22 protein-coding genes and 1 tRNA gene are annotated in these 21,070 nt (G+C 70.6%); 13 read left to right on the top strand and 10 right to left on the bottom strand.

Features of this window, described 5'->3' with window-relative positions; genetic code table 11:
* Window positions 1-41: 41 nt before the first annotated feature.
* The 4 genes from mscL to BMW88_RS07215 form a co-directional block, all read right to left on the bottom strand.
* Complete coding sequence (mscL, locus tag BMW88_RS07230) at window positions 42-491, bottom strand: large-conductance mechanosensitive channel protein MscL (RefSeq protein ID WP_089949810.1); 450 nt, start codon at window positions 489-491, stop codon at window positions 42-44.
* Entirely contained in the window at window positions 491-1,045 is a 555-nt protein-coding gene (locus BMW88_RS07225; RefSeq protein ID WP_089949809.1) for an SAF domain-containing protein, read from the bottom strand. The genes mscL and BMW88_RS07225 overlap by 1 nt, the downstream gene beginning before the upstream one ends.
* A gap of 71 nt (window positions 1,046-1,116) precedes the next feature.
* A complete protein-coding gene (locus tag BMW88_RS07220) occupies window positions 1,117-1,422 on the bottom strand; it encodes an FmdB family zinc ribbon protein (protein ID WP_089949808.1) in 306 nt (101 codons plus the stop codon).
* Window positions 1,423-1,516: 94 nt separating this feature from the next.
* Window positions 1,517-2,083, bottom strand: a complete 567-nt coding sequence (locus BMW88_RS07215; protein ID WP_089949807.1) for a 5-formyltetrahydrofolate cyclo-ligase — start codon at window positions 2,081-2,083, stop codon at window positions 1,517-1,519.
* Between the two features lie 38 nt (window positions 2,084-2,121).
* Here BMW88_RS07215 and BMW88_RS07210 point away from each other — a divergent pair, with 38 nt between their 5' ends.
* From BMW88_RS07210 to BMW88_RS07175, 8 genes are all read left to right on the top strand, one after another.
* On the top strand, window positions 2,122-3,006 hold the full coding sequence (locus BMW88_RS07210) for a UTP--glucose-1-phosphate uridylyltransferase (RefSeq protein ID WP_089949806.1): 885 nt from the start codon (window positions 2,122-2,124) through the stop codon (window positions 3,004-3,006).
* A gap of 16 nt (window positions 3,007-3,022) precedes the next feature.
* On the top strand, window positions 3,023-4,246 hold the full coding sequence (gene glp / locus BMW88_RS07205) for a molybdotransferase-like divisome protein Glp (RefSeq protein WP_089949805.1): 1,224 nt from the start codon (window positions 3,023-3,025) through the stop codon (window positions 4,244-4,246).
* Entirely contained in the window at window positions 4,243-4,896 is a 654-nt protein-coding gene (locus BMW88_RS07200; protein WP_089949804.1) for a GNAT family N-acetyltransferase, read from the top strand. Before glp ends, BMW88_RS07200 begins: the two co-directional genes overlap by 4 nt.
* Window positions 4,897-5,052: 156 nt before the next feature.
* Window positions 5,053-5,778, top strand: coding sequence for a divisome protein SepX/GlpR (gene sepX, locus BMW88_RS07195; RefSeq protein WP_089949803.1), 726 nt, complete (start codon window positions 5,053-5,055; stop codon window positions 5,776-5,778).
* 58 nt (window positions 5,779-5,836) lie between these two features.
* Window positions 5,837-5,909 (top strand) — tRNA-Ala (locus BMW88_RS07190).
* Between the two features lie 306 nt (window positions 5,910-6,215).
* On the top strand, window positions 6,216-6,590 hold the full coding sequence (locus tag BMW88_RS07185) for a cupin domain-containing protein (RefSeq protein ID WP_089949802.1): 375 nt from the start codon (window positions 6,216-6,218) through the stop codon (window positions 6,588-6,590).
* Between the two features lie 64 nt (window positions 6,591-6,654).
* Complete coding sequence (locus BMW88_RS07180; RefSeq protein ID WP_143115996.1) at window positions 6,655-7,212, top strand: hypothetical protein; 558 nt, start codon at window positions 6,655-6,657, stop codon at window positions 7,210-7,212.
* 240 nt (window positions 7,213-7,452) lie between these two features.
* Window positions 7,453-9,405 carry a serine/threonine-protein kinase gene (locus tag BMW88_RS07175; RefSeq protein ID WP_245777613.1) on the top strand — a complete coding sequence of 651 codons (1,953 nt, stop codon included), beginning with the start codon at window positions 7,453-7,455 and terminating at the stop codon, window positions 9,403-9,405.
* A gap of 141 nt (window positions 9,406-9,546) precedes the next feature.
* Here the strand turns inward: BMW88_RS07175 and BMW88_RS07170 are convergent, their stop codons facing one another.
* On the bottom strand, window positions 9,547-10,164 hold the full coding sequence (locus BMW88_RS07170) for a hypothetical protein (protein WP_143115995.1): 618 nt from the start codon (window positions 10,162-10,164) through the stop codon (window positions 9,547-9,549).
* 64 nt (window positions 10,165-10,228) lie between these two features.
* Between BMW88_RS07170 and BMW88_RS07165 the strand changes: the two genes are divergently transcribed.
* Window positions 10,229-10,750, top strand: a complete 522-nt coding sequence (locus BMW88_RS07165) for an RNA polymerase sigma factor (RefSeq protein ID WP_218148002.1) — start codon at window positions 10,229-10,231, stop codon at window positions 10,748-10,750.
* Complete coding sequence (locus tag BMW88_RS07160) at window positions 10,740-11,399, top strand: hypothetical protein (RefSeq protein ID WP_089949797.1); 660 nt, start codon at window positions 10,740-10,742, stop codon at window positions 11,397-11,399. The genes BMW88_RS07165 and BMW88_RS07160 overlap by 11 nt, the downstream gene beginning before the upstream one ends.
* On the opposite strand, the gene BMW88_RS07155 is transcribed toward BMW88_RS07160, so the two are convergent.
* Window positions 11,386-13,512, bottom strand: coding sequence for an acyltransferase family protein (locus BMW88_RS07155; protein ID WP_089949796.1), 2,127 nt, complete (start codon window positions 13,510-13,512; stop codon window positions 11,386-11,388). The two genes, BMW88_RS07160 and BMW88_RS07155, sit on opposite strands and share 14 nt — an antisense overlap.
* An 81-nt stretch (window positions 13,513-13,593) precedes the next feature.
* On the bottom strand, window positions 13,594-15,132 hold the full coding sequence (locus tag BMW88_RS07150; RefSeq protein WP_245777612.1) for a dolichyl-phosphate-mannose--protein mannosyltransferase: 1,539 nt from the start codon (window positions 15,130-15,132) through the stop codon (window positions 13,594-13,596).
* A 24-nt stretch (window positions 15,133-15,156) separates the two neighbouring features.
* Here BMW88_RS07150 and rsmI point away from each other — a divergent pair, with 24 nt between their 5' ends.
* Window positions 15,157-16,002, top strand: a complete 846-nt coding sequence (gene rsmI, locus BMW88_RS07145; RefSeq protein WP_089950241.1) for a 16S rRNA (cytidine(1402)-2'-O)-methyltransferase — start codon at window positions 15,157-15,159, stop codon at window positions 16,000-16,002.
* 69 nt (window positions 16,003-16,071) lie between these two features.
* Here rsmI and BMW88_RS07140 read toward each other — a convergent pair whose 3' ends face one another.
* Genes BMW88_RS07140 through BMW88_RS07130 form a run of 3 tightly spaced genes read right to left on the bottom strand, consistent with a single transcriptional unit; the run spans window position 16,072 to window position 18,331 of the window.
* Window positions 16,072-16,785, bottom strand: coding sequence for an ABC transporter permease (locus BMW88_RS07140; protein WP_218148001.1), 714 nt, complete (start codon window positions 16,783-16,785; stop codon window positions 16,072-16,074).
* Complete coding sequence (locus BMW88_RS07135; RefSeq protein ID WP_089949794.1) at window positions 16,775-17,707, bottom strand: ATP-binding cassette domain-containing protein; 933 nt, start codon at window positions 17,705-17,707, stop codon at window positions 16,775-16,777. The genes BMW88_RS07140 and BMW88_RS07135 overlap by 11 nt, the downstream gene beginning before the upstream one ends.
* 57 nt (window positions 17,708-17,764) lie before the next feature.
* Window positions 17,765-18,331, bottom strand: a complete 567-nt coding sequence (locus tag BMW88_RS07130; RefSeq protein WP_342714968.1) for a PadR family transcriptional regulator — start codon at window positions 18,329-18,331, stop codon at window positions 17,765-17,767.
* A 41-nt stretch (window positions 18,332-18,372) separates the two neighbouring features.
* On the opposite strand from BMW88_RS07130, the gene metG reads away from it, so the two are divergent.
* Both metG and BMW88_RS07120 read left to right on the top strand, forming a co-directional pair.
* Entirely contained in the window at window positions 18,373-20,163 is a 1,791-nt protein-coding gene (gene metG / locus BMW88_RS07125) for a methionine--tRNA ligase (protein WP_089950238.1), read from the top strand.
* Window positions 20,160-20,981 carry a TatD family hydrolase gene (locus BMW88_RS07120; protein WP_089949793.1) on the top strand — a complete coding sequence of 274 codons (822 nt, stop codon included), beginning with the start codon at window positions 20,160-20,162 and terminating at the stop codon, window positions 20,979-20,981. The genes metG and BMW88_RS07120 overlap by 4 nt, the downstream gene beginning before the upstream one ends.
* Window positions 20,982-21,070 lie beyond the last annotated feature (89 nt).

Below are 21,070 nucleotides of genomic sequence, written 5' to 3'. Positions count from 1 at the left end.
CCGGCCGCCCCCCGGCACCGGGGCGACGGCCGGGAGGTGGCTCAGACCTTCGGAGCGCGCACGTCGCGCACCTCGGTCACCACGGGCTGCTGCTGCCCGTTCTGCTGCTGCGCCTTCAGCAGCTCGCGGATCTCGATCAGCACCTCGACGTTCGTCGGCTCGGCCGGGCCTGCCTCCTCGCCCCTCTTGCGGCGCTCCTGGATCTTCTTGACCGGCAGCACCAGGACGAAGTAGACGACGGCGGCCACGATCAGGAAGTTGATCGCGGCGTTGATGACGTTGCTGAAGTCGAGGTAGGTGTCCTCCTTGCCTTCTCGCAGTTGAATGCCGAGGCCCTTGGTCTCGGCGCTGCCCAGAGACGCGATGAGCGGCTTGATGAGGCTCGTGGTGAACGCGGTGACGATCGCGGTGAACGCGGTGCCGATGACCACGGCGACAGCCAGGTCGACGACGTTCCCGCGCATCAGGAAGTCCTTGAATCCCTTCAGCATCAGCGGAGGGTAACGGCTAACTCGTGATCCAGTGACACCGCGGCGACACGAGTTGCGTGAAGTCTCGGCAACGTGAGCACGACGACCTGGCCGCGCGTCTCGCGCACCGGTGCGTTCTCGGCCAGCACCTCGCCGGACGCCGACACCACGTCGACGCGGCTGCCGAGCCGCACGACGTCGGCCAGGCCCTGGTCAGCCACTCGCACGGCCACCGAGGCCAGGTCGGGGGACGCGGCGGCGAGGTCGAAGTCGGTCAGCGGGACGCCTGCCCTGGCGGCCTCGCTCAGCGTGCGGCCCACGACGTCGCCGACGCCGGGGAACGAGCCGGACACCGGCGCCGCGAACGACACCAGCCGCACGTCGGAACCGGACAGCGGCACGCCCGCCGGCAGGTCGCGCGCGGCCACCACGGCGGGATGCCCCACGTCGGGCCAGAAGGCCGTCACCGCGGCTATCAGGGCCAAGCCGGCGGCCAGGAGGCGGCGCCACGCGGCGGAGGAGCGGCGGCGCGCCAGTGAGCGGACTCGGTCGAGGGCGGTGGCGGAAAGCGACATGCCCTCGACCGTAGAGCTGTCGAGGGCATGTCGGACGGGCTGATTCGCGAGCTGTGGACAACTCGCGATCTTCAGGAGGCCGCGGCCGCCGGAGCGCTCGTCGACGACTTCGAGTCCGAGGAGGAGGACGACGAAGAGGACGAGGTGGTGGAGGACGACGATGCCGCCGGGGTGGACGACGGCGTGCCCTTGGACGAGCCCGAGCGGCTGTCGGTGCGGTAGAAACCGCTGCCCTTGAACACGACACCGACGGCGCCGAAGAGCTTGCGCAGCTTGCCCGAGCACTCCGGGCACTCGGTGAGGGAAGCGTCGCTGAACGACTGCACCGCCTCGAACCGGTGCTCACACGCGGTGCAGGCGTACTGGTACGTAGGCACTGGGTTCGCTCCTAGATCTGGCACTCGGCCGTTGTGAGTGCCAACACGATTTTCGCCCAGGACCTTCCCGGAGCGCAAACACACCAGGCCAACGTCACAGCCAACGCAGGCCCGCAGAGGGTGTCAGAACGCCGTTCATCCGCACGTCGTGGGGCTCCGCCGGCACGTCGGGCAGCACCTCGCAGTCGCGCACCACCGCCACCAGAGGGGCCTTGACCAGCGGCAACGACCGGTCGTAGTGACCCTTGCCCTTGCCGAGCCGCACGCCGTGGACCGACACCGCCAGCGCGGGCACCAGCACCAGCGACGCTCCAGCGACCGCCGAGGCGCCGAGCCGGGGACCGGACGGCTCCAGCAGCCGGAACGAGCCGGGCACGAGCCCGTCCGGTCCGGTGTGGACGGCCCAGTCGAGCGGTGAGTCGCCGGTCACGACCGGCAGCAGCACCCGGCACCGCAGGCCGTCGAGCCACGAGGCGTCCCCCGGCTCCGACCCGACCGGCAGGAACGCGCACACCGTCTGATCAGGTGGGACGTCCAGCGCCGCCACGTGCGCCGCCAGCGCGGCCGCCTCGGAGGCGCGGACCTCGGGCGGGACGGCCCGGCGCGCGGCCAGCAGGCGTGACCGCAGTGCGACCTTCCGGTGACGAAGATCGGACGTCATGGTGGGTATCCCCCGGTATGTCGTTAGCATCGCAGCCCATGAGCAGCGCCTTCCACACCGCTATCGTGCCCGCGGCCGGTCTGGGCACCCGTTTCCTCCCCACGACCAAGTCCGTGCCGAAGGAGTTGCTGCCGCTGGTCGACACCCCGGCCATCGAGTACGTGGCCAGGGAGGCGGCCGAGGCGGGAGCGTCGAGGCTCGTCATCGTGACCTCGCCGGAGAAGGCGTCGGTCGCGGGCTACTTCGACTCCAACCCCGAGCTCGAGCGGACCCTCGCCGACCGCGGCAAGGCCGACCTGGTCGAGAAGGTCCAGCGCGCCCCGAAGCTGATCAAGGCCGAGACCGCGATCCAGGAGCAGGCGCTCGGCCTGGGCCACGCGGTCGGCTGCGCCGAGGGCAACCTGACCGGTGCCGACGACGCCGTCGCGGTCCTGCTCCCCGACGACATCGTCCTGCCGGCCGACGCCCTCAAGAAGATGGCTGAGGTCCGCCGGGAGAAGGGCGGCAGCGTCCTGCTGGCGTTCGACATCCCGCGTGAGCAGATCTCCGCCTACGGCGTGTTCGACGTCCGCGACACCGGCAACGACGACGTCAAGCAGGTCGTCGGCATGGTCGAGAAGCCGAAGCCGGAGGACGCGCCGTCGACGTTCGCCGCGGCCGGCCGGTACCTCCTCGACCGGGCGATCTTCGACGCGCTCAAGCGCATCACGCCCGGCGCCGGTGGCGAGCTGCAGCTCACCGACGCCATCGCGCTGCTGATCAACGAGGGCCACCCCGTGCACGTCGTCGTGCACCGCGGTGGGCGACACGACCTCGGCAATCCCGCCGGATTCCTGCGGGCTGCGGTTGACTTCGCACTCAACACCCCGGAGTACGGACCCGATCTGCGCGAGTGGTTGCGGGAACGCCTCGACAACGCCTGAGCGCGAGGACCATCACATGAGGTCAGTGGACGAGCAGCTCGCCAGGGTGATCGCGGCCGCGGTGCGGCCCGCGCCCGTGCGGGTGGCGATCTCGGAGTCGCAGGGCCTCCTCTGCGCGGAGGAGGTCATCGCGGAACGCGCGTTGCCCGGCTTCGACCAGGCGGCGGTCGACGGCTACGCGGTGCGCAGCGTCGACGTGTCGGGCGCGAACGCGAACCCCGTGCAACTGCCGGTCGTGGGCGAGATCCCGGCGGGGTCCCGCCAGCCGCGCCGGCTCCAGCCCGGCCAGGCGGTCCGCATCGTCACCGGCGCGCCGCTGCCGACGCTCGCCGACGCGGTCGTGCCGCTGGGCTACACCGACGGCCACCAGGCCAAGGTGACGGTGCACCGGAGCGTGCCATCCGCCGGGTTCGTCCGGCGCACCGGCGAGGACGTCCAGACGGGCGACGTCGCGGTGCGCCGCGGCGCGTCCATCGGCGCGGCCCAGGTGGGCCTGCTGGCCGCTGTCGGCCGCAACAAGGTGCTCGTCCACCCGCGCCCGCGGGTGTCCGTGATCTCGCTGGGCGAGGAGCTCGTCGACGTCGACCGCACGCCGGGGCAGGGCCAGGTCTACGACGTGAACTCGTACGCGCTGTCCGCCGCCGCGCGGGACGCGGGCGCCGAGGTCAGCAGGGTCGGCATCATGTCGGCCGACCCGCGCCGGCTGCGCGAGGTCGTCGAGGGCAGGCTGCTGCTCTCCGAGATCGTCGTGATCGCGGGCGGCGTCGGCGGCACGGTCGGCGACGAGGTCAGGGCGGCGCTCGCGGAGCTCGGCGACATGGACGTGTCCCGCGTCGCCATGCACCCCGGCTCCGCGCAGGGCTTCGGGCGGCTCGGCCCGGACGCCGTGCCGACGTTCCTGCTGCCCGCGAACCCGATGAGCGCGCTGGTCGTGTTCGAGGTGCTGGTCAGGCCGCTGATCAGGGCCGCGCTCGGCAAGAAGAACCCGTACCGCCGCGCGGTCAGCGCCCGGCTGCTGTCGCCGGTGTCGTCGACGAAGGGCCGCCGCGGCTTCCTGCGCGGCCAGCTCCTGCGCGACGCCGACAACGGCGAGTACCTGGTCCAGCCGCTCGGCACGTCCGGCTCGCACCTGCTCGCGTCCCTGGCGGAGGCCAACTGCCTGATCATGGTCGACGAGGACGTCACCGACATCTCGGTGGGCGAAGAGGTGCTGGTCAGCTTCCTCGCGCAGCGGGGATGAGCGTTTTCGCGGACCTGGGACGCCACCCCGGCTGGCCGGTCCGGCTGGGGCCGGTGGAGGTGCGCGCGGGCACCGTGACCCTGCGCGGGCCACGGCTCTTCGACGGCTCCACCTGGTCGAGGCTGCGGATCCGCGACCGCGCGTACCTCGAGCCGTGGGAGCCCACCGCGCAGGAGGGCTGGGACGAGCGCAACGCGGTGCTCGCCTGGCCCGCCCAGTGGTCCTCGCTGCGCGCCACGGCGAGACGCGGCACCGGCCTGCCCTTCATGATCATGGTCAACGGCGAGGTCGCCGGCCAGATCACCATCGGCAACATCGTCCGCGGCTCGCTGCGCTCGGCGTGGATCGGCTACTGGGTGGCGGCCGACCGGGCGGGCGGCGGCGTCGGGACGGCGGCCGTGGCGTTGCTCACGGACCACGCCTTCCGCGAGGCCGGTCTGCACCGGCTCGAAGCGACCGTCCGGCCGGAGAACGCCGCCTCGATCCGCGTGCTCACGAAGTCCGGCTATCGCGAGGAAGGCCTCTTCAAACGTTATCTGGACGTTGCCGGGCAGTGGCGCGACCACCTCTGCTTCGCGATCACTGTCGAAGATGTCCCGGATGGCCTAGTGCGCCGTCTGGCCGCACGCGGAGAGGTCCGTCTTCCCTGACATCCGCTTCCGTTTGTCCTAATCACTTCACCCGAAAGTGGGTGATACACCACACTTTCGTACGCACAGGGGTCGGCGTGCCTCCGACACAGGTGTGACTGTTGTGACTAGCGTGGTGACAGCACCACGCGTTGGGCCGGGGGAGGTGAACGGGGAATGCCGAGTTCGCTGATCATCGTTGCGCTGGTCGTGGCGTGGCTGGTGGTCCTCGTCCCCATGGTGGCCCGCAAGCGCCAGGAGAGTGCGCGCAGCGTGGGGGAGGGGTACGACGCCATGCCCGACGCCGAGTACGACGACATCCACGACATCGACATCGACGACGACTTCTTCGACGAGCAGGAGTACGTCGAACGCCCGTTCCGGCGCGGCCGCGGTGGCTACGACCCGGAGACCGCCGCGCTGGTGGCCCAGGCGAAGTACGCGTTCCGCCGCAGGGTGGTGGCGTTCCTGCTGGTCGCCGCCGTGGCGACGGGCGTCGTCGCCGGGGTCTTCCTCCCGCAGGCCTGGTACGGCCACGGCGCGCTCGACCTGATGATCGTCGGTTACCTGACCTACCTGCGCCGCCAGGTGCGGATCGAGGAGGAGATCCGCGCCCGCCGGCTCGCCCGCCTCCAGCAGGTGCGCCGCCGCCGCGCGACGGCTCCGCAGCCCCTCGCCCCGGTCACCCCGGCCGAGGAGCCGGAGGTCGCCGCGGAGGAGGCCGAGACCACGCAGGTCGAGGTCGTCGCCGTCGACGAGGGTCCGGCGCTGCCGCCGTTGCCGCGCTACGAGCACCAGGTGCTGCCGGGGACCATCCCGGTCGACTCCGACGACGAGGACCCGGTGTTCGTCGAGCTGGACGGGCTCGAGTCGCTGCGGTTCCGGGGTGCGGTGGGGGCTTAGGAGGGGGTGGTGAAAAACCCCCTCCGGGGACTGCTATAGTTCTCTCGTAACACCGCAAGGGGCTGTAGCACAGTTGGTAGCGCGTCTCGTTCGCATCGAGAAGGTCAGGGGTTCGATTCCCCTCAGCTCCACGCAATTGACGGCGAGTGCTCGTGAAGAGCACTCGCCGTTTTGCGTTCCGCGTGTCTTTTGGGGGCCAAGCCCCCAAACCCCAGCCGGGGGCAAGCCCCCGAACCCCGTGGGTCGGGGTTCTCCTGTTGTGGCATCAGGTCCACAGAACAAATGGCGAGTGCTCTCGCAGAGTGCTCACCATTGTGCTTTTTCCTGGGTCTGGTGCACTGCGTCCACTCCGGCCCGGCAAACCGTCCATTTCGGACAGCGTCGATCGCGTGGCCGAGGAGATCGGAAAGCGGACGGCGCGAAGGTAGCCTTCGCGCATGACCGAATCGAACCCCGCCAGAGTCACCGTCATCCCGCCGGAAGCACTGGCGCAGATGAAGTCCTTCCCGCTGCACGGCGACGAACGGCTGCAGAACAAGCTGCTGTGGAAGTCCCCCAACGGTGACACGATCGTCGGTCTGATCCGGATGGCGCCGGGCGCGCGCGACGTCGGGCACAACCACCCGTCGGCGACGCAGCACACGTGGGTCGTCGACGGCACGGTGAGCATCGGTGGCGTCGAGGCCGGTGCGGGTTCCTACGCGTTCGTGCCGCCGGGTGCCGACCACGAGACCGTCGCCGGGGACGAGCCGGTCACGATGTTCTACATCTACCAGCCGTTCGCCCCCGAGCACGACCACCACGACCACTGACCCCTCACCCACCGGTGGGGTGAAGTCCGATCAAGAACGCGGTGGCCGCACCTAGGGTTCTCCCATGAGAACAGCGGTCGCCGCCTTATTACTCGTGGCCGTCACGTCCGGCGGCGCGGTGGCCTCGGCCGCGGCTCCCGCCGCGAGGTGCGCGGCCGCCCGCCCCGTCGTCTCCGGCACGGAGACAGCAGTACAAGCGCGCGTTCTCACCGGCTGCACGGCCGGTGAGCTCGTCGTCTTCCAGGCCACCCTCGTCGCCCGCGCGCACGGCACCTCGTGCACCGCGGTCTCCGCCGAGGTCGACGCCGACCCGGCCGCCGTGCCGCAGTGGACCCGCGCCCGCCTGGAACTCGCCTGCGCACCCGGTGACGAGAGCCGGCTCGGCTCCGAGGTCACCGTCGAGATGCACGGCGCCCATGACGCGCACGCCACCTCCTACAGCCGCGGTGACTCCTTCGCGGAGAGGAACCCGGCCGCGCGGCACCTCTGGACCGTCGAGTTCGTCGCCGGCCTCGGCGAGCTGCCCGAGCCCGCCGGTCCGGCCGCCGTCGGACCGTCCAGCGGCTCGGCGGGAGAAGGCCGCTCGTGGACGCGGTCCGATCACCAGGTCTACGACGGCTGAGTTCGCCCCTCGGCCGAAAGTACGGTTTTTCGCCACCCGCTCGCCCCCCGCCGCCGCCGATAACGAATCGCGCAGCCGGCGAGAATCCGGTCAACGAGGCCGTGGGCAGCGGCGTTCCAGAGCCAAGAGGCCGGACGCCCGCCGGGACGGAGGACAACGCGGTGATCAAGGAAAGGGTTGCTGTGGCGTCGACCGCAGACCGATCACGCACCGTACGCTGGCGGTGCGCCTAGGCTGGGGGTGATCGCGGAAGGGGTGGTGTGGGTCGTGGGGCTCGCGGAGTCCTTGCTCACGTGGCTGCACGGCTTCGTGGGCGCGAGGGTCTGCCCCGGTGACTGGGTGTGGACCACCACAGCGCTCGGCGCGGTGCTCGGGTTGTTCCCCACGATCGGGGCGCTGCTGGCCATCGTGGTGCGCCGGGTCGTCGGCAACACCTACGGCGCGGTGACGGGTGCGATCTTCGCCGTGCTGGGCGTCGCCAGCTGTCTGGTGCTGCCCTGGCTGATCATGCGCGGCACGGTGCAGGGACTCGGCCAACGCACCGTTCCCGGGTCCGGTTCGCTGGACGACCTCACCTGCTTCGGCCAGTTCTCGCAGGGCAACTACCTCGTCGACGGCACGCCGTCGATCCTCGGCGTGGCCAAGAACCCCGGCGCGGAGCTCGTGTTCCTGGTCGCGGCCGGCATCACCGTGGTGCTCGCGCTGCTGTGCCTGCTGTTCGTGATGCTGCAGGCGGGTTCGGCGTTCCGGCTCGGGCCGAACTGGCCGCGCCGGGTGTTCTGGCCGCCGTTCCTGGTGCTGCTCGCGGCCACGTCGGCACTCCCCGTGACGCTCGTGGGCCACGTGCTGCTGGGCTTCCTGCCGATTGCGGTGATCGGTTCAATCGTCGTGCGGATTTTCGGGTTGACTACCGCCATGCTGAACCGCCCCGGCCGCGACCGTTCCCAGGACCGGAACGCGCAGAACCCGCCGCCACCGCAGCCGGTGGCGCGCACACCGCAGCCCCAGCTCCCGCCGAAGAAGTCGCCCACCAAGCCGATCACGGCGGCCCAGCAGCAGCAGCCGCCGCCGTACCAGCCGGCCCAGGTGCCGAAGTACCAGCCGGCGCCGTTGAACCGGCCGATGCGCCCGGTGAACCAGCCGCCTCCGCCGCCCCCGCAGAAGCACTACCCGCCGACCCGCGTCGCCGAGGTGCAGCAGCCCCCGCAACCGGTCCAGCCGTCCCAGCCGGCGGTGCTCGCCGACACGCCGGGCCCGCTGCCGTTCGGGCCGGGCGCCGCGAACGCCGACGCACCCGCGCCGGTGCAGAAGTCGGGCAAGGTGTGGAACCCCGGCAACGGCAGGTTCCGCCGCGTCCGCCAGCTCGGCTCCGGCGGCTTCGGCACGGTCTGGCTCGCCGTCGACGAACAGCTCGACCGCACGGTGGCGGTGAAGCTCGCGCACGCCCCGGACAACGAGACCGAGGCGCGCATGCTCCGCGAGGCCCGCGCGCTGGCCGCGGTCCGGCACCCCAACTGCGTGCGGGTGTTCGACATCGTCCAGGACCCGGACGGCCTGGCCCTGGTCATGGAGTACATCGAGGGCGCATCGCTGTCCGAGACGGTCCTGAAGAACGGCCTGATCGACGACAAGCTCGCCGCCCGCCTCTGGCTGAACATGGCCGACGCGCTGGCCGCCGCCCACGAACGCGGCGTGCTGCACCGCGACGTGAAGCCGTCCAACGTGATCGTCGACGGCCAGGGCACCGCGCACCTGATCGACTTCGGCATCGCCCGCTCCAAGGGCGACAGCACCCTCACCGCCACCGGCATGATGGTCGGCACCCCGGACTTCCTCGCCCCGGAGACGGCCCGCGGCGAGACGGCCTCGCCCGCGTCCGACTCGTGGCAGCTCGCCGCGACCGTCTCCTACGCCCTCACCGGCCACCCGCCGCGCGGCTCCCGCGAGAACCCGATCTCCTCGCTGATGGCCGCGGCCCAGGGCGAACCGATCACCAAGCTGCCGCAGAACAGCGCGCACGCCCGCCTGCTGCTCGCGGCGATGGACCCCGAACCGAGCCGCCGGCCGACGCTCGCCCAGGTGCGCGGTCAGCTCGCGCAGTTCCTCGACCGGGCCGGAATGGCGAAGGAGGGGCCGGTGACGCGGATGATCAGCAAGCCGACGCCGCCTCCGACGAAGCACATGCCGATGTAGGCGATCCGGGTGAACGTGCGGCCACGGCGTAACGGTGTTTCACCGTTCAACGACCTAAGCCGTGGTTCACCCGGAAGCTCAGGCATCGCAGGGATGCCCCGCGAAGGGTGGTGAGGCGGTTTCCGCCGATCGCCTCACCACTCACCTCCGCCCACCCGGCCGGAACCGCTTGCGCAGCGCCAGGAACACCCCGGCCGCAGCCACGACCACGAGCCCGACGACCCACACGGGCACCGGCTCGGTGACAGGCTCCACCCCGGCGATGGGCTCCACCCCGACGGCAGGTTCCACGCCGGCGGTAGGTTCCGCCCCCGCGGATCTCCGCAAAGGCGGCGCGATCTCCTCCCACGGCCAAGCGGCCTCCTCCTGGATCATCTGCGACTCCACGGGTTTCACCAGCAACGTCCCCGGCACGGTCAGCGTCCCGAGCGCGTGGTCGGGGAACACGCCCTGCACCCCGAACACCTCGTACACGCCCGCGGGCAGGGCGAACGTCACCGCGTAGTGCGCGGGCTGGCCCAGCGGCACGCCGATGAACACCCGCTCGTCGGCGCCGGACCGGAACCGCAGGCCGGTCCTGCCGAGGTCGTCGCCGGCGTACGGACGCGTGCCGTGTTGCAGCACCCAGTACCCGACGGTGTGTGTGGTGGAGGGCTGGATCGACGGCACGGGATCCACGTACGTGACGGCCCAACCGCCTGCATTGGCGGCAGGTGCGCCGATCAGCAGTAAGGCGCACATCAGAGCGAGGATTCTCATGCAGCGGTTACACCGGGAACCGATGCGCGGTTCCCGGTGTAGGAAAGGCATCACGGACGAAGCGGTGGCACGGGCGATAGCGGGTGACCAGGCGGCCTACGGCGAGCTGGTCGCCCGGCACACCGCGCTCGCGCATCGGACGGCCTACCTGCTCGGGGCGGGTGCGGACGCCGGCGACGTGGTGCAGGAGGCGTTCGTGAAGGCGTACCGGAAGCTCGGCACGTTCCGGCCGGACGCCGACTTCAAGCCGTGGCTGCTCAAGATCGTCGCCAACGAGACCAAGAACCTGCACCGCAGCCGGCGGCGGCGCAACCTGATGGAGCTCAAGCTCGCCGGGGTCACGGAGACCGTCGACCACGACGATCCTGGCACGCTCGTCGACGACTCCCGCGCGACGCTGCTGCGGGCGCTCGCGAGCCTGCCGGACCACGACCGCCAGGTCGTCACCTGCCGGTACCTGCTCGACCTGAGCGAGGCCGAGACCGCGCAGACGCTGGGGCTCGCCAAGGGCACCGTGAAGTCGCGGCTGTCCAGGGCGCTCGCCAAGCTGCGGCCGATGCTCGAGGAGGTGGCCCATGATCGATGACGAGCTGGAGGCCGCCCTCCGCGACCTCGGCCGGCAGATCCGCGTGCCGGCGCAGGAGAACATCACCGCGCAGGTCCTGACGAGGATCAACGCACCGCGCAAGCGGCACCGCCGGCTCACCGCGGTGATCGCGGCCGTCACCGCCTTCGCGGTCGCCTTCGCCGTGTCGCCCGCGGTGCGGGCGGGCGTCAGGAACCTCCTGGAGTTCGCCGGCGTCGAGTTCCGCACGCAACCCCCGGCGAGCACCGCACCGCCGTTGCCCAGCCAGGAGGTCTCGCTCGACGCCGCCGGGAGGCTGCTGCCGTTCGAGATCCACCTGCCGGCGGCGCTCGACAGGCCGGAGAAGGTCACCGTCCACGAAGGACGGTTCGCGACCCTGCATTACCGGCACGTGACGCTCGACCAGTTCGACGGCACGATCCAGCCGGTGCTCGGCAAGCTCGTCCACGGCGAAGGCGTCGAGCGGATCGGCGACAAGGTCTGGATCCCGCACCCGCACGAGATCTTCTACATCGACCGCGAAGGCCGGTGGCACCAGGAGCGACCGCACGGCGCCGGGCAGACCCTGATCTGGCAGCGAGGTCAGGTCACGATGAGGCTGGAGGGCGACCTGACCAGGCAACGGGCGCTGGAGATCAGCGAGAGCTGAGCGCCTTCTCGACCATCGGGGCCAGCGTTCGGCTGTACTCGCTGTTGACGTGGTCGCCGTCGTAGTACACCGCCACGTTCCCGATCACGCCGTAGCAGAGCTTCTCGTCGCAGAAGTACTCCGTCAGATCGATCAGCGACACACGGGGGTTCTTGGTCGTCTTGACCACCTCGCCCAGCGGGTCCGGCGGCTGCGCGCGGTCGCGGGGGATCGCGCACGCCCGCGGGTTCGACCGGTTCAGCAGCACGCAACTGGTCGAGCGGACGTCCCGGTTGTACGGCGGGTCCGCGAACACGAACACCCGCGTGCCCGTCGCGGTCCACTGGGACCACCACGGTTCGAGGCCGTCGCGGTACTGCTCGGTCTGGCTGCGGCCGCTGCCGTCGTCCACGAACTCCTGGCGCGAGAAGAACGACATCAGCACCATCGCCGGCCGGTCGCCGGTGATCACCGGGCTCAGCTGCGCCGTCCAGTCCCGGCAGCGCAGGATGTCGCGCGGGCCCGCCTGGCTGCGGTAGCCGGTGAACTTCACGTCGGCGAACGGGCAGCCGCCCAGGATGCCGATCTTGAGCAGCCACTTCTCCTTGCGCGCCACCTCGAACACCGGGGTCTGCCACTGCTCGGCGTGCGAGTCGCCGAGCAGCCAGACCGTCCTGGTCGGCTCCCCGTCGCCGCTGAAGTCGCAGACCTTGATCGTGGCCTTGCCGTCGATCTTGAAGAAGTCGGTTTCCTCGCACTCCGGCGCGAGCCGCCAGTACTCGTTCACCGGGCCCATCTCCGGGACGCGGGCCGGGCCGAACGGGTCGGGGCAGCCGTTGGCGCCGATCATGGCGGCGGCGCCGTGGCAGGCGTCGCCCTTGCCCGTCTGCACGTTCTGCTCGGCGGCGGCGACCTGCCGGTGGTAGTTCGCCTGCAACCCGCCCGCCAGGACCTCGACGACCAGCAGGCCGGCGATCATGGCGGCGAACGTCAGCCTGGTGTTGCGGACCAGCGGGACGAAGGTGCGGGCGCGGTCCTCGACGAGCACCTTCGTCAGCCACGCGAGCGCGAACGACAGGGCCAGCAGCCACAGCAGCCACGCCGTCGTGAGCTCGCCCTTGTCGAGCGCGTCGCCCAGCGCGAACGGCGCGAGGATCACGATCGGCCAGTGCCACAGGTACAGCGAATAGCTGATGTTGCCCACGAACTGCACGGGCCGCGACGCCGTCACCGGGGTGTGCCACTGCTTGCCGGGGCGCAGGCCGGCGGTGATCACCAGCGCGGTGCCGACCGTGGGCGTCAGCGCGAGGGAGCCGGGGAACGGCGAGGTGCCGTCGTAGGCGAACGCCGGAACGATGATCATCGCCAGGCCCAGCAGCGACGCCAGCTCGGCGGCGAAGCGCGGCAGCACCAGCTTCGCGGCCATCAGCGCCACCAGGGCGCCCAGCGCGAACTCCCACACCCTGGCGAGGGTGTTGAAGTAGGCCTCGTTCGGGGACAGGGCGGTGAACACGACGCTGAACACGAGCGACACCACGCCGAGCGCCGCGACGCCGGGCACGAGCCAGCGCCGGTTGCCGCCGAGGGCGACCAGGCCGACCAGCAGCACCGGCCAGAACAGGTAGAACTGCTCCTCGACCGACAGCGACCAGTAGTGCTGGACCACGCTCGCGGCCTCGCCCGCCGCGGAGTAGTTCACCGACTTCGCCGCCAGCAGCCAGTTCTCCCAGTAGAACGCCGAGGCGAAGGTCTCCCACGCGGTCGCCGACCACCGCGGGTACGGCAGCAGCGCGCCCGCCAGCAGCACCGTCACGGCGAGCACGAGCAGCGCCGCGGGCAGCAGCCGCCGGACGCGGCGCGCGTAGAACGTGCCGAACCGCACGCGGCCGGTGCGGGCGATCTCGCGGGCGAGGTGCGAGGTGATCAGGTAGCCGGAGATCACGAAGAAGACGTCGACGCCGATGTAACCGCCGGTCATCGCGTTCGGCCAGAAGTGGTTCACCACCACGGCGAGCACCGCGATCGCCCGCAGCGCCTGGACGTCGGTGCGGAAACCGGGGGCTCTGGGCGTCCGCGGGCTCGCGCTCAACAGCCGTTTCGCCTGCGCGACGCGTGCATGGACGGTAGTGCTCATGACTGCCCGGATCCCCCTGTCAGAACAAGGGGATCGTAACTCAGCGCGCCCGCCGATCGGCTGAATGCGATGAGGCGGTGGTCACCGCCAGCTCGGCAGCCAGAGCTGCTGCTGCCACAGCTCCGGGGTGATCGGGTTGCCGTTCAGGATCGGCCACAGCCACACGAAGTTCGCGACCACGATGCCGATGTACAGCGCCACGACCAGCAGTCCGGTGCCCCGCCGCTCCGGTCCCGCGGTCCTGCGGCCCAGGATCTCGCCCAGCGCCAGCACGATCAGCAGCACCAGGAACGGCGCCATCGGCGTGACGTAGAAGAAGTACATCTGCCGGTCGAGGTTGAGGAACCACGGCAGCAGGCCCGCCGCGTAGCCGACCAGCACGCCCGCGTAGCGCCAGTCCATCCGGCCGACGGCCCGGAAGATCGCCCAGCCGAGCACCGGGAACGCGAGCCACCACATCGCGGGCGTGCCGATCAGCATGATCGCGCCGAGGCACGACGCCGCGCCGCAGCCCGTGACGGAGTTGTCGTAGTAGTAGAGCATCGGACGCAGGCCCATCGGCCACGTCCACGGCTTGGACTCCCACGGGTGCCGGTTGGTGTCCGAGGTGACCAGTTCGACGTGGAACTTGTAGACGTTCTTGGCGTTGTACCAGAGCGCCTGCAGCACGTCCGGGACGTAGGCGATGTCCTGGACCTTGCCGCCGACCACGTGCCGGTCGACGCCGGTCTCGCTCGCCATCCACGGCAGCCAGGTGGCGAGGTAGGCGAGCACCGGGATCGCGACGAGGCCGCCCAGCGACGGCAGCACGTCCTTGGCGAGCGAGCCGAGCCACGGCTCCTCGACCCCGGCCGCCCGCCGCGCCAGCGCGCTCCAGATGACCGTCAGCAGGCCGAACGCGGCGATGTACCAGATGCCGGACCACTTGATGCCGCACGCCAGACCCAGGCACACGCCCGCACCGAAGCGCCACCAGCGGAAACCGAGCCACGGCCCGAAGGCCGAGTTGTTGATGAAGCCCTCGCGCACGGCCACCGCGAGCCGTTCCCGCACCTGTTCGCGGTCGACGACCAGGCAGCCGAACGCGCCGACGACGAACAGCGCCAGGAAGATGTCGAGCATGCCCATCCGCGACTGGACGTGCGAGACGCCGTCGGCGATGAGCAGGACGCCCGCCAGCGCGCCCAGCAGGTCCGAGCGGGTCAGGCGGCGCGCGATCCGCACGATCAGCAGGATCGTGATCGTGCCCGCGAGCGCCGAGGCGAACCGCCAGCCGATGCCGTCGTAGCCGAAGAGGTCCTGGCCGAACGCCATGAGCTGCTTGGCCAGCGGCGGGTGGACGATCAGCTCGTAGCCGGGGTTGTCCTCGTAGCCGCCGTTGCGCAGCACCTGGGCCGACTGCGGCACGTAGTGCTTCTCGTCGAAGATCGGGGTGCCCTTGTCGGTCGGGTACCCGAGGTTCCAGAACCGGACGAAGGCGCCGATCAGCGTCACGACGATCGTGACGAGCCATCCGCGCAAGCGGTCTCCGGACGGCGGCGGGTCGAGGGCGGCCGCGCGATCCGAGCGCGGTTCCTCGACGACGACGGGCGCCTCTCCTGGCTGCACGAGGACTGTCACGCCGCCGATCGTAGGGTGAAGCCCGTGAGTCCTGTATCCGGTTCAGGCCGTCTGGTTCTGGCAGCCACCCCGCTCGGCGACATCCGCGACGCTTCCGCGCGGCTGGTCGAGGCCCTCGAGACCGCCGACGTGATCGCCGCGGAGGACACCCGCCGGCTGCACAGCCTCGCGGCCGCGTTGCAGGTCAAGCCGTCCGGCCGGGTGATCAGCTTCTACGACCAGGTCGAGACCGCCCGCCTGCCGGGACTGCTCGAGTCGTTGCACAACGGCGAGACGGTGCTGCTGGTGACGGACGCCGGCATGCCGAGCGTGTCCGACCCCGGCTACCGGCTCGTCGACGCGTGCGTCGAGCAGGACATCAAGGTCACGTGCCTGCCCGGCCCGTCCGCCGTGACGACCGCGCTCGCGCTGTCCGGCCTGCCGAGCGACAGGTTCGCCTTCGACGGCTTCCCGCCGCGCAAGTCCGGTGAGCGCAAGCGTTGGTTCGCACCGCTCGCCACGGAACAACGCACCGTCGTCTTCTTCGAGGCACCCCATCGGCTCGCCGCGACCCTCGCGGACGCCGTCGAGGTGCTCGGGCCGGACCGCCGCGCCGCCGTGTGCCGCGAGCTGACCAAGAAGTACGAAGAGGTCGTGCGCGGGTCGTTGGCCGAACTCGCCGAGTGGGCCGTGGAGGGCGCACGCGGCGAGATCACCGTGGTGCTCGGTCCCGCGCCCGTCGAGGACGCACCGGACCTCGACGCGCTCGTCGCCGAGGTCAGGCAGCGGGTCGCCGACGGGGAGCGGATGAAGTCGGCCGCCGCCGAGGTCGCGGAGGCGGCCGGAGTCAGCAAGAAGGCCCTCTACGACGCCGCGATCAGGTCAAGCTAACCCCTCACTTCACGGGAACGCGGGGCCCCCGCGTTCCCGTGAGGGGAACGCGGGGGCCCCGCGTTCCCCTCAAGCGGACTCGCGGTGGAAGGTGCGGACGCCGTAGCAGACGCCGGCCAGCACCAGCGCGGACGCCGCGACCAGGCCGAGCACCGCGGACCCGGAGTTGAAGATCGACCGTTCGGCGTCGACGACGTGCGCGAGGGGGTTGAGCCGCGACAGCCAGTAGAGCCACTGCGGGCCGTTCGACATCGGCAGCAGCACGCCGGACAGCAGCATCACCGGCACGATGGTCGCGGACAGCACCGACGCGAAGACGTACTCCAGCTTCACCTTCAACGCGACCGCGTACGACGCGGACCCGATGGCGACACCGAGCAGCGCCACCAGCCCCAGGCCGAGCAGGACCTCGCCGGCCGACGCGCGGAACCCGAACAGCATCGCGGCGAGCACGATCAGCAGGCTCTGCACGACGAGCAGCACCACGTCCTTGCCGACCCTGCCGACGAGCAGCGCGACCCGGCTGACCGGGGTGACGCGCAGCCGTTCCATCACGCCCGTGCGCACCTCCGGCAGCAGCGAGAAGCCCGCGTAGGCGGTGCCGAACAGCGCCATCTGCACCAGCAGGCCCGGCACGAACCACTGCCAGCCGGTGTCGCCGAGCAGCGGCCCGAACAACCCGAGGTAGAGCAGCGGCTGGGCGAGCCCGAACACCACCGCCACGGGATTGCGCAGCACCGGGAGCATCACCCGGACGAAGACGAGCCAGGTGTCACGCAGCACGGGCTTCCTCCCGCAGGGAGCGGCCGGTCATGGTCAGGAACACGTCGTCGAGCGTCGGCCGGTGCACCTGCACCGAGTGCAGCTCGACGCCGAGGTCGCCGAGGTCGCGCAGCAGCCCCGGCAGCGTGCGGTCGCCGTTCGGGACGCGGAAGCTGACCTGCTCGCCCTCGACCACGGCGTTCTCGAACTTCTCCGACACCAGCGACGCCTGCGGGGTGCCGAGCACGACGAGATCGCCGGAGACGCGGTTCTTCAGCTCGTCCGGCGAGCCCTCGCCGACGATCGAGCCGTGGTCGATCACCAGCAGCCGGTCGCTGAGGAAGTCGGCCTCGTCGAGGTAGTGCGTGGTGAGGAAGACCGTGGTGCCGCCGGCCCTGAGCTGCTTGATGTGCTCCCACAGGTGGCGGCGGCTCTGCGGGTCGAGCGCGGTCGACGGCTCGTCGAGGAACAGCAGCCGCGGGTCGTGCAGCATGCCCATCGCGATGTCGAGCCTGCGCTGCTGACCGCCCGACAGCGTGATGACGCCGCGCTCCTCCAGGCCCGCCAGGTCGAACCGGTCGAGCAGGTCCGCGGCCCTCCTGCGGGCGTCGTGCTTGCCCAGGCCGTAGAAGCGGGCCTGGAACTCCAGCTCGTCGCGGACCCGCTGGTCCTGGCCTGCGCCGGTGCGCTGGCCCACGTAGCCGATGTTGCGGCGCACGCCGGCCGGGTCGGACAGCAGGTCGTGCCCGGCGATCACCGCTTCACCGGCGGTCGGTCGCAGCAGCGTCGTGAGCATGCGCAACGTCGTGGACTTGCCCGCGCCGTTGGGGCCGAGGAACCCGACGAGCTCGCCCTCGGCGACGTCGATGTCCACGCCCCTGACCGCGTCCACCGGACCGGCCTTCGTCGCGAACCGGCGCGCGAGGCCGCGTGCCTTGATCATGACTCGTCCCCCTCTAGTCAAGTTTGACCAGAGGCTAGCGAGACTAATCAAATTTGACTAGCCCTCCAGGTTGTACTCGCCCGCCTCCAGGCGCTCGATCAGCTCCTGAGTCCAGCGCACCTGGCCTTCGAGCTGGACGAGCCACAGTCGAAAGAGCTCGCTGACGTGCGCGGGCTTGCCCATCTCCCGCATGGCGCCGACGCCGTGCCTCGTGGGCGCGAGCTGCCCTTCGAGCCCCGCGAGCCGGTTCCTCAGCATCGCGACGGCCTGCTTGCGCGGGACGAGGTTGAGCATCGCCACGCCCGCGGAGACCTCGTCGACACCGGCGGTCGCGTCGGCCAGCGCGCGGGCGAGCAGGTCCCGCAGCTCGTGCTCACCGGCCGGGGTGATCCGGTAGGTGGTGCGGGCGGGGCCGTCCTCCGGCTCCGCGGTGCCAACCGGCTCCAGCAGGCCGTCCCTGGCCAGCGACTTCAGCGCGTGGTAGATCGAGCCCGGCTGCACGTTGGCCCAGTTGTCCGCCGACCACGACTTCAGCTCGCGGCGCACCACGTAGCCGTGCGCCTCGCCGACGAGCTTCACCACGCCGAGCACCAGCATCCTGGTCGCGGACAACAGACCTCCCATGCAGTGGAAAGCGGCTGGCACCGCCTCCGTAGGCTATGCGCATGAGTGCCTCCGTACTGACCGCGGTGGCCTGGCCATATGCCAACGGCCCCAGGCACATCGGTCACGTCTCCGGTTTCGGTGTCCCGTCCGACGTCTTCTCCCGCTACATGCGAATGTCCGGACACCGGGTGCTCATGGTCAGCGGCACGGACGAGCACGGCACACCCATCCAGGTGCAGGCCGAGAAGGAAGGGCTCACCGCCCGCGAGCTCGCCGACAAGTACAACCGCGTCATCGCCTCCGACCTCCAGGGCCTCGGCCTGTCCTACGACCTCTTCACCCGCACGACGACCGGCAACCACTACCGGGTCGTGCAGGACCTGTTCTCCGCGCTGTGGAAGAACGGCTACGTCGTCCCCAAGACGGAGATGGGCGCCATCAGCCCGTCGACCGGCCGCACGCTGCCCGACCGCTACATCGAGGGCACCTGCCCGATCTGCGGCTACGACGGCGCGCGCGGCGACCAATGCGACAACTGCGGCAACCAGCTCGACCCCGCCGACCTCAAGAACCCGCGCTCGCGGATCAACGGCGAGGTGCCGAAGTTCATCGAGACCGAGCACCTGTTCCTCGACCTGCCCGCGTTCATCGACTCGCTCGGCTCGTGGATGTCCACGCGCACCGAGTGGCGCCCGAACGTGCTCAAGTTCTCGCAGAACCTGATCTCCGACCTGCGGCCGCGCGCGATCACCCGCGACCTCGACTGGGGTGTGCCGATCCCGCTCGACGGCTGGAGCGACCAGCCGATGAAGCGGTTCTACGTGTGGTTCGACGCCGTGATCGGGTACCTGAGCGCGTCCGTGGAGTGGGCGCGCCGCAGCGGTGACGACGACGCCTGGAAGGAGTTCTGGACCGGTGACGCCCAGGGCTACTACTTCATGGGCAAGGACAACATCGTCTTCCACTCGCTGATCTGGCCGTCGCTGCTGCTCGGCCAGAACGGTGCCGGCGACAAGGGTGGCGAGCCGGGCCGGTTCGGCACGCTGAACCTGCCGACCGAGGTCGTGTCGTCGGAGTACCTGACGATGAGCGGCTCGAAGTTCTCCACCTCGCGCGGCACCGTGATCTACGTCGGTGACTTCCTGAAGGAGTTCGGGCCGGACGCGCTGCGGTACTTCATCTCCGTCGCGGGTCCCGAGAACCAGGACACCGACTTCACCTGGGAGGAGTTCGTCCGCCGGACGAACTTCGAGCTGGCGAACGAGTGGGGCAACCTGGTCAACCGCTCGGTCTCGATGGCGCACAAGAACGTCGGCGCGATCCCGAAGGCCACCGCCCTCACCGACGCCGACCACGAGCTGCTGCGGCAGTCCCGCGCGGCGTTCGACACGGTCGGCGCGCACCTGCGCCGCTCGCGGTTCAAGCAGGCCTCCGGCGAGGCCATGCGCGTGATCTCCGCGGCGAACAAGTACCTGTCCGACCAGGAGCCGTGGAAGCTCAAGGACGACCCGGACCGCCGCGACTCGGTGCTGCACACGGCGCTGCAGGTCGTGCAGGACGCGAACACCCTGATGACGCCGTTCCTGCCGCACTCGGCGCAGAAGGTGCACGAGGCGCTGGGCGGCACGGGCGTGTGGGCGGCGCAGCCGGAGATGACCGAGGTCACCGACCTCGACGTGCCCGACCGCGCGTACCCGGTGCTGACCGGTGACTACGCCGGTGAGCAGGCCCGCTGGGAGTCGACGCCGATCGAGGTCGGCAGGCCGCTGGGCAAGCCGTCGCCGCTGTTCGCGAAGCTCGACCCGGAGCTCGGCGAAGTCGGCCCGGAGTGGGCTCCGATCGTCAAGTGACGGACAAGCGTGAACGACCGCCGGTGCCGGAGGCCCTTCCGGCACCGGTGATCGACGCCCACACCCACCTCGACGCGTGCGGGGCCGTCGACGCCGCCGACGTGGCGGTGCTGCTGGACCGCGCGAACGCCGCGGGCGTCTCGCACGTGATCACCGTGGCGGACGACCTGAAGGCCGCGCGGTGGGCCGCCGAGGCGTCCACTTGGGACTCGCGGGTCTACGCGGCGGTGGCCGTGCACCCGACGCGCACCTCGTCGTTCGGCGACGCCGAGAAGGCCGAGCTCGAGCGGCTCGCGGCGTTCGACCGCGTGGTCGCGATCGGCGAGACCGGTCTGGACTACTACTGGGACTACTCGCCGCCGGCCGCCCAGCAGGAGGCTTTCCGCTGGCACATCGACCTGTCCAAGCGGGTCGGGAAGCCGTTGATGATCCACGACCGGGACGCGCACGAGGACGTCCTGAAGATCCTCGACGCCGAGGGCGCACCGTCCACTGTGGTCTTCCACTGCTTCTCCGGCGACGCCGACTTCGCGCGGCGGTGCGTCGACGCGGGACACGTCCTGTCGTTCGCGGGCCCGGTGACGTTCAAGAACGCCCGCGCACTGCGGGAAGCGGCTCTGCTGGTGCCGCGGGACCAGCTCTTGGTGGAGACGGACGCGCCGTTCCTGACGCCGCACCCGTTCCGGGGACGGCCGAATGAACCTTATTGTGTGAATTACACAGTTCGAGACCTGGCCGCGCTCCGCGCCGAAGATCTTTCTGAACTGTGCTCCGCGGTCACCCGTACTGCTCAACGAGTGTTCGGGCTGGACCACTGAGATGAGGCTTGGGACGAACGGAGCACAGGGGTTGCTCCCACCACGCGGTGACCGATGTCACAACATCGGCACGGGTGTTTGCGCAACGT

It is taken from the genome of Lentzea xinjiangensis (assembly GCF_900110955.1).
Classification (GTDB): Bacteria; Actinomycetota; Actinomycetes; order Mycobacteriales; family Pseudonocardiaceae; genus Lentzea; species Lentzea xinjiangensis.
This window is presented reverse-complemented; position numbering and strand designations above follow the sequence as displayed.

Coding starts and splice junctions, on each gene's coding strand:
- mscL (WP_089949810.1), bottom strand. CDS start 491: ATGCTGAAGGGATTCAAGGACTTCCTGATGCGCGGGAACGTCGTCGAC.
- BMW88_RS07225 (WP_089949809.1), bottom strand. CDS start 1,045: ATGTCGCTTTCCGCCACCGCCCTCGACCGAGTCCGCTCACTGGCGCGC.
- BMW88_RS07215 (WP_089949807.1), bottom strand. CDS start 2,083: ATGACGTCCGATCTTCGTCACCGGAAGGTCGCACTGCGGTCACGCCTG.
- BMW88_RS07210 (WP_089949806.1), top strand. CDS start 2,122: ATGAGCAGCGCCTTCCACACCGCTATCGTGCCCGCGGCCGGTCTGGGC.
- glp (WP_089949805.1), top strand. CDS start 3,023: ATGAGGTCAGTGGACGAGCAGCTCGCCAGGGTGATCGCGGCCGCGGTG.
- BMW88_RS07200 (WP_089949804.1), top strand. CDS start 4,243: ATGAGCGTTTTCGCGGACCTGGGACGCCACCCCGGCTGGCCGGTCCGG.
- sepX (WP_089949803.1), top strand. CDS start 5,053: ATGCCGAGTTCGCTGATCATCGTTGCGCTGGTCGTGGCGTGGCTGGTG.
- BMW88_RS07185 (WP_089949802.1), top strand. CDS start 6,216: ATGACCGAATCGAACCCCGCCAGAGTCACCGTCATCCCGCCGGAAGCA.
- BMW88_RS07180 (WP_143115996.1), top strand. CDS start 6,655: ATGAGAACAGCGGTCGCCGCCTTATTACTCGTGGCCGTCACGTCCGGC.
- BMW88_RS07170 (WP_143115995.1), bottom strand. CDS start 10,164: ATGAGAATCCTCGCTCTGATGTGCGCCTTACTGCTGATCGGCGCACCT.
- BMW88_RS07160 (WP_089949797.1), top strand. CDS start 10,740: ATGATCGATGACGAGCTGGAGGCCGCCCTCCGCGACCTCGGCCGGCAG.
- BMW88_RS07155 (WP_089949796.1), bottom strand. CDS start 13,512: ATGAGCACTACCGTCCATGCACGCGTCGCGCAGGCGAAACGGCTGTTG.
- BMW88_RS07135 (WP_089949794.1), bottom strand. CDS start 17,707: ATGATCAAGGCACGCGGCCTCGCGCGCCGGTTCGCGACGAAGGCCGGT.
- BMW88_RS07130 (WP_342714968.1), bottom strand. CDS start 18,331: ATGGGAGGTCTGTTGTCCGCGACCAGGATGCTGGTGCTCGGCGTGGTG.
- metG (WP_089950238.1), top strand. CDS start 18,373: ATGAGTGCCTCCGTACTGACCGCGGTGGCCTGGCCATATGCCAACGGC.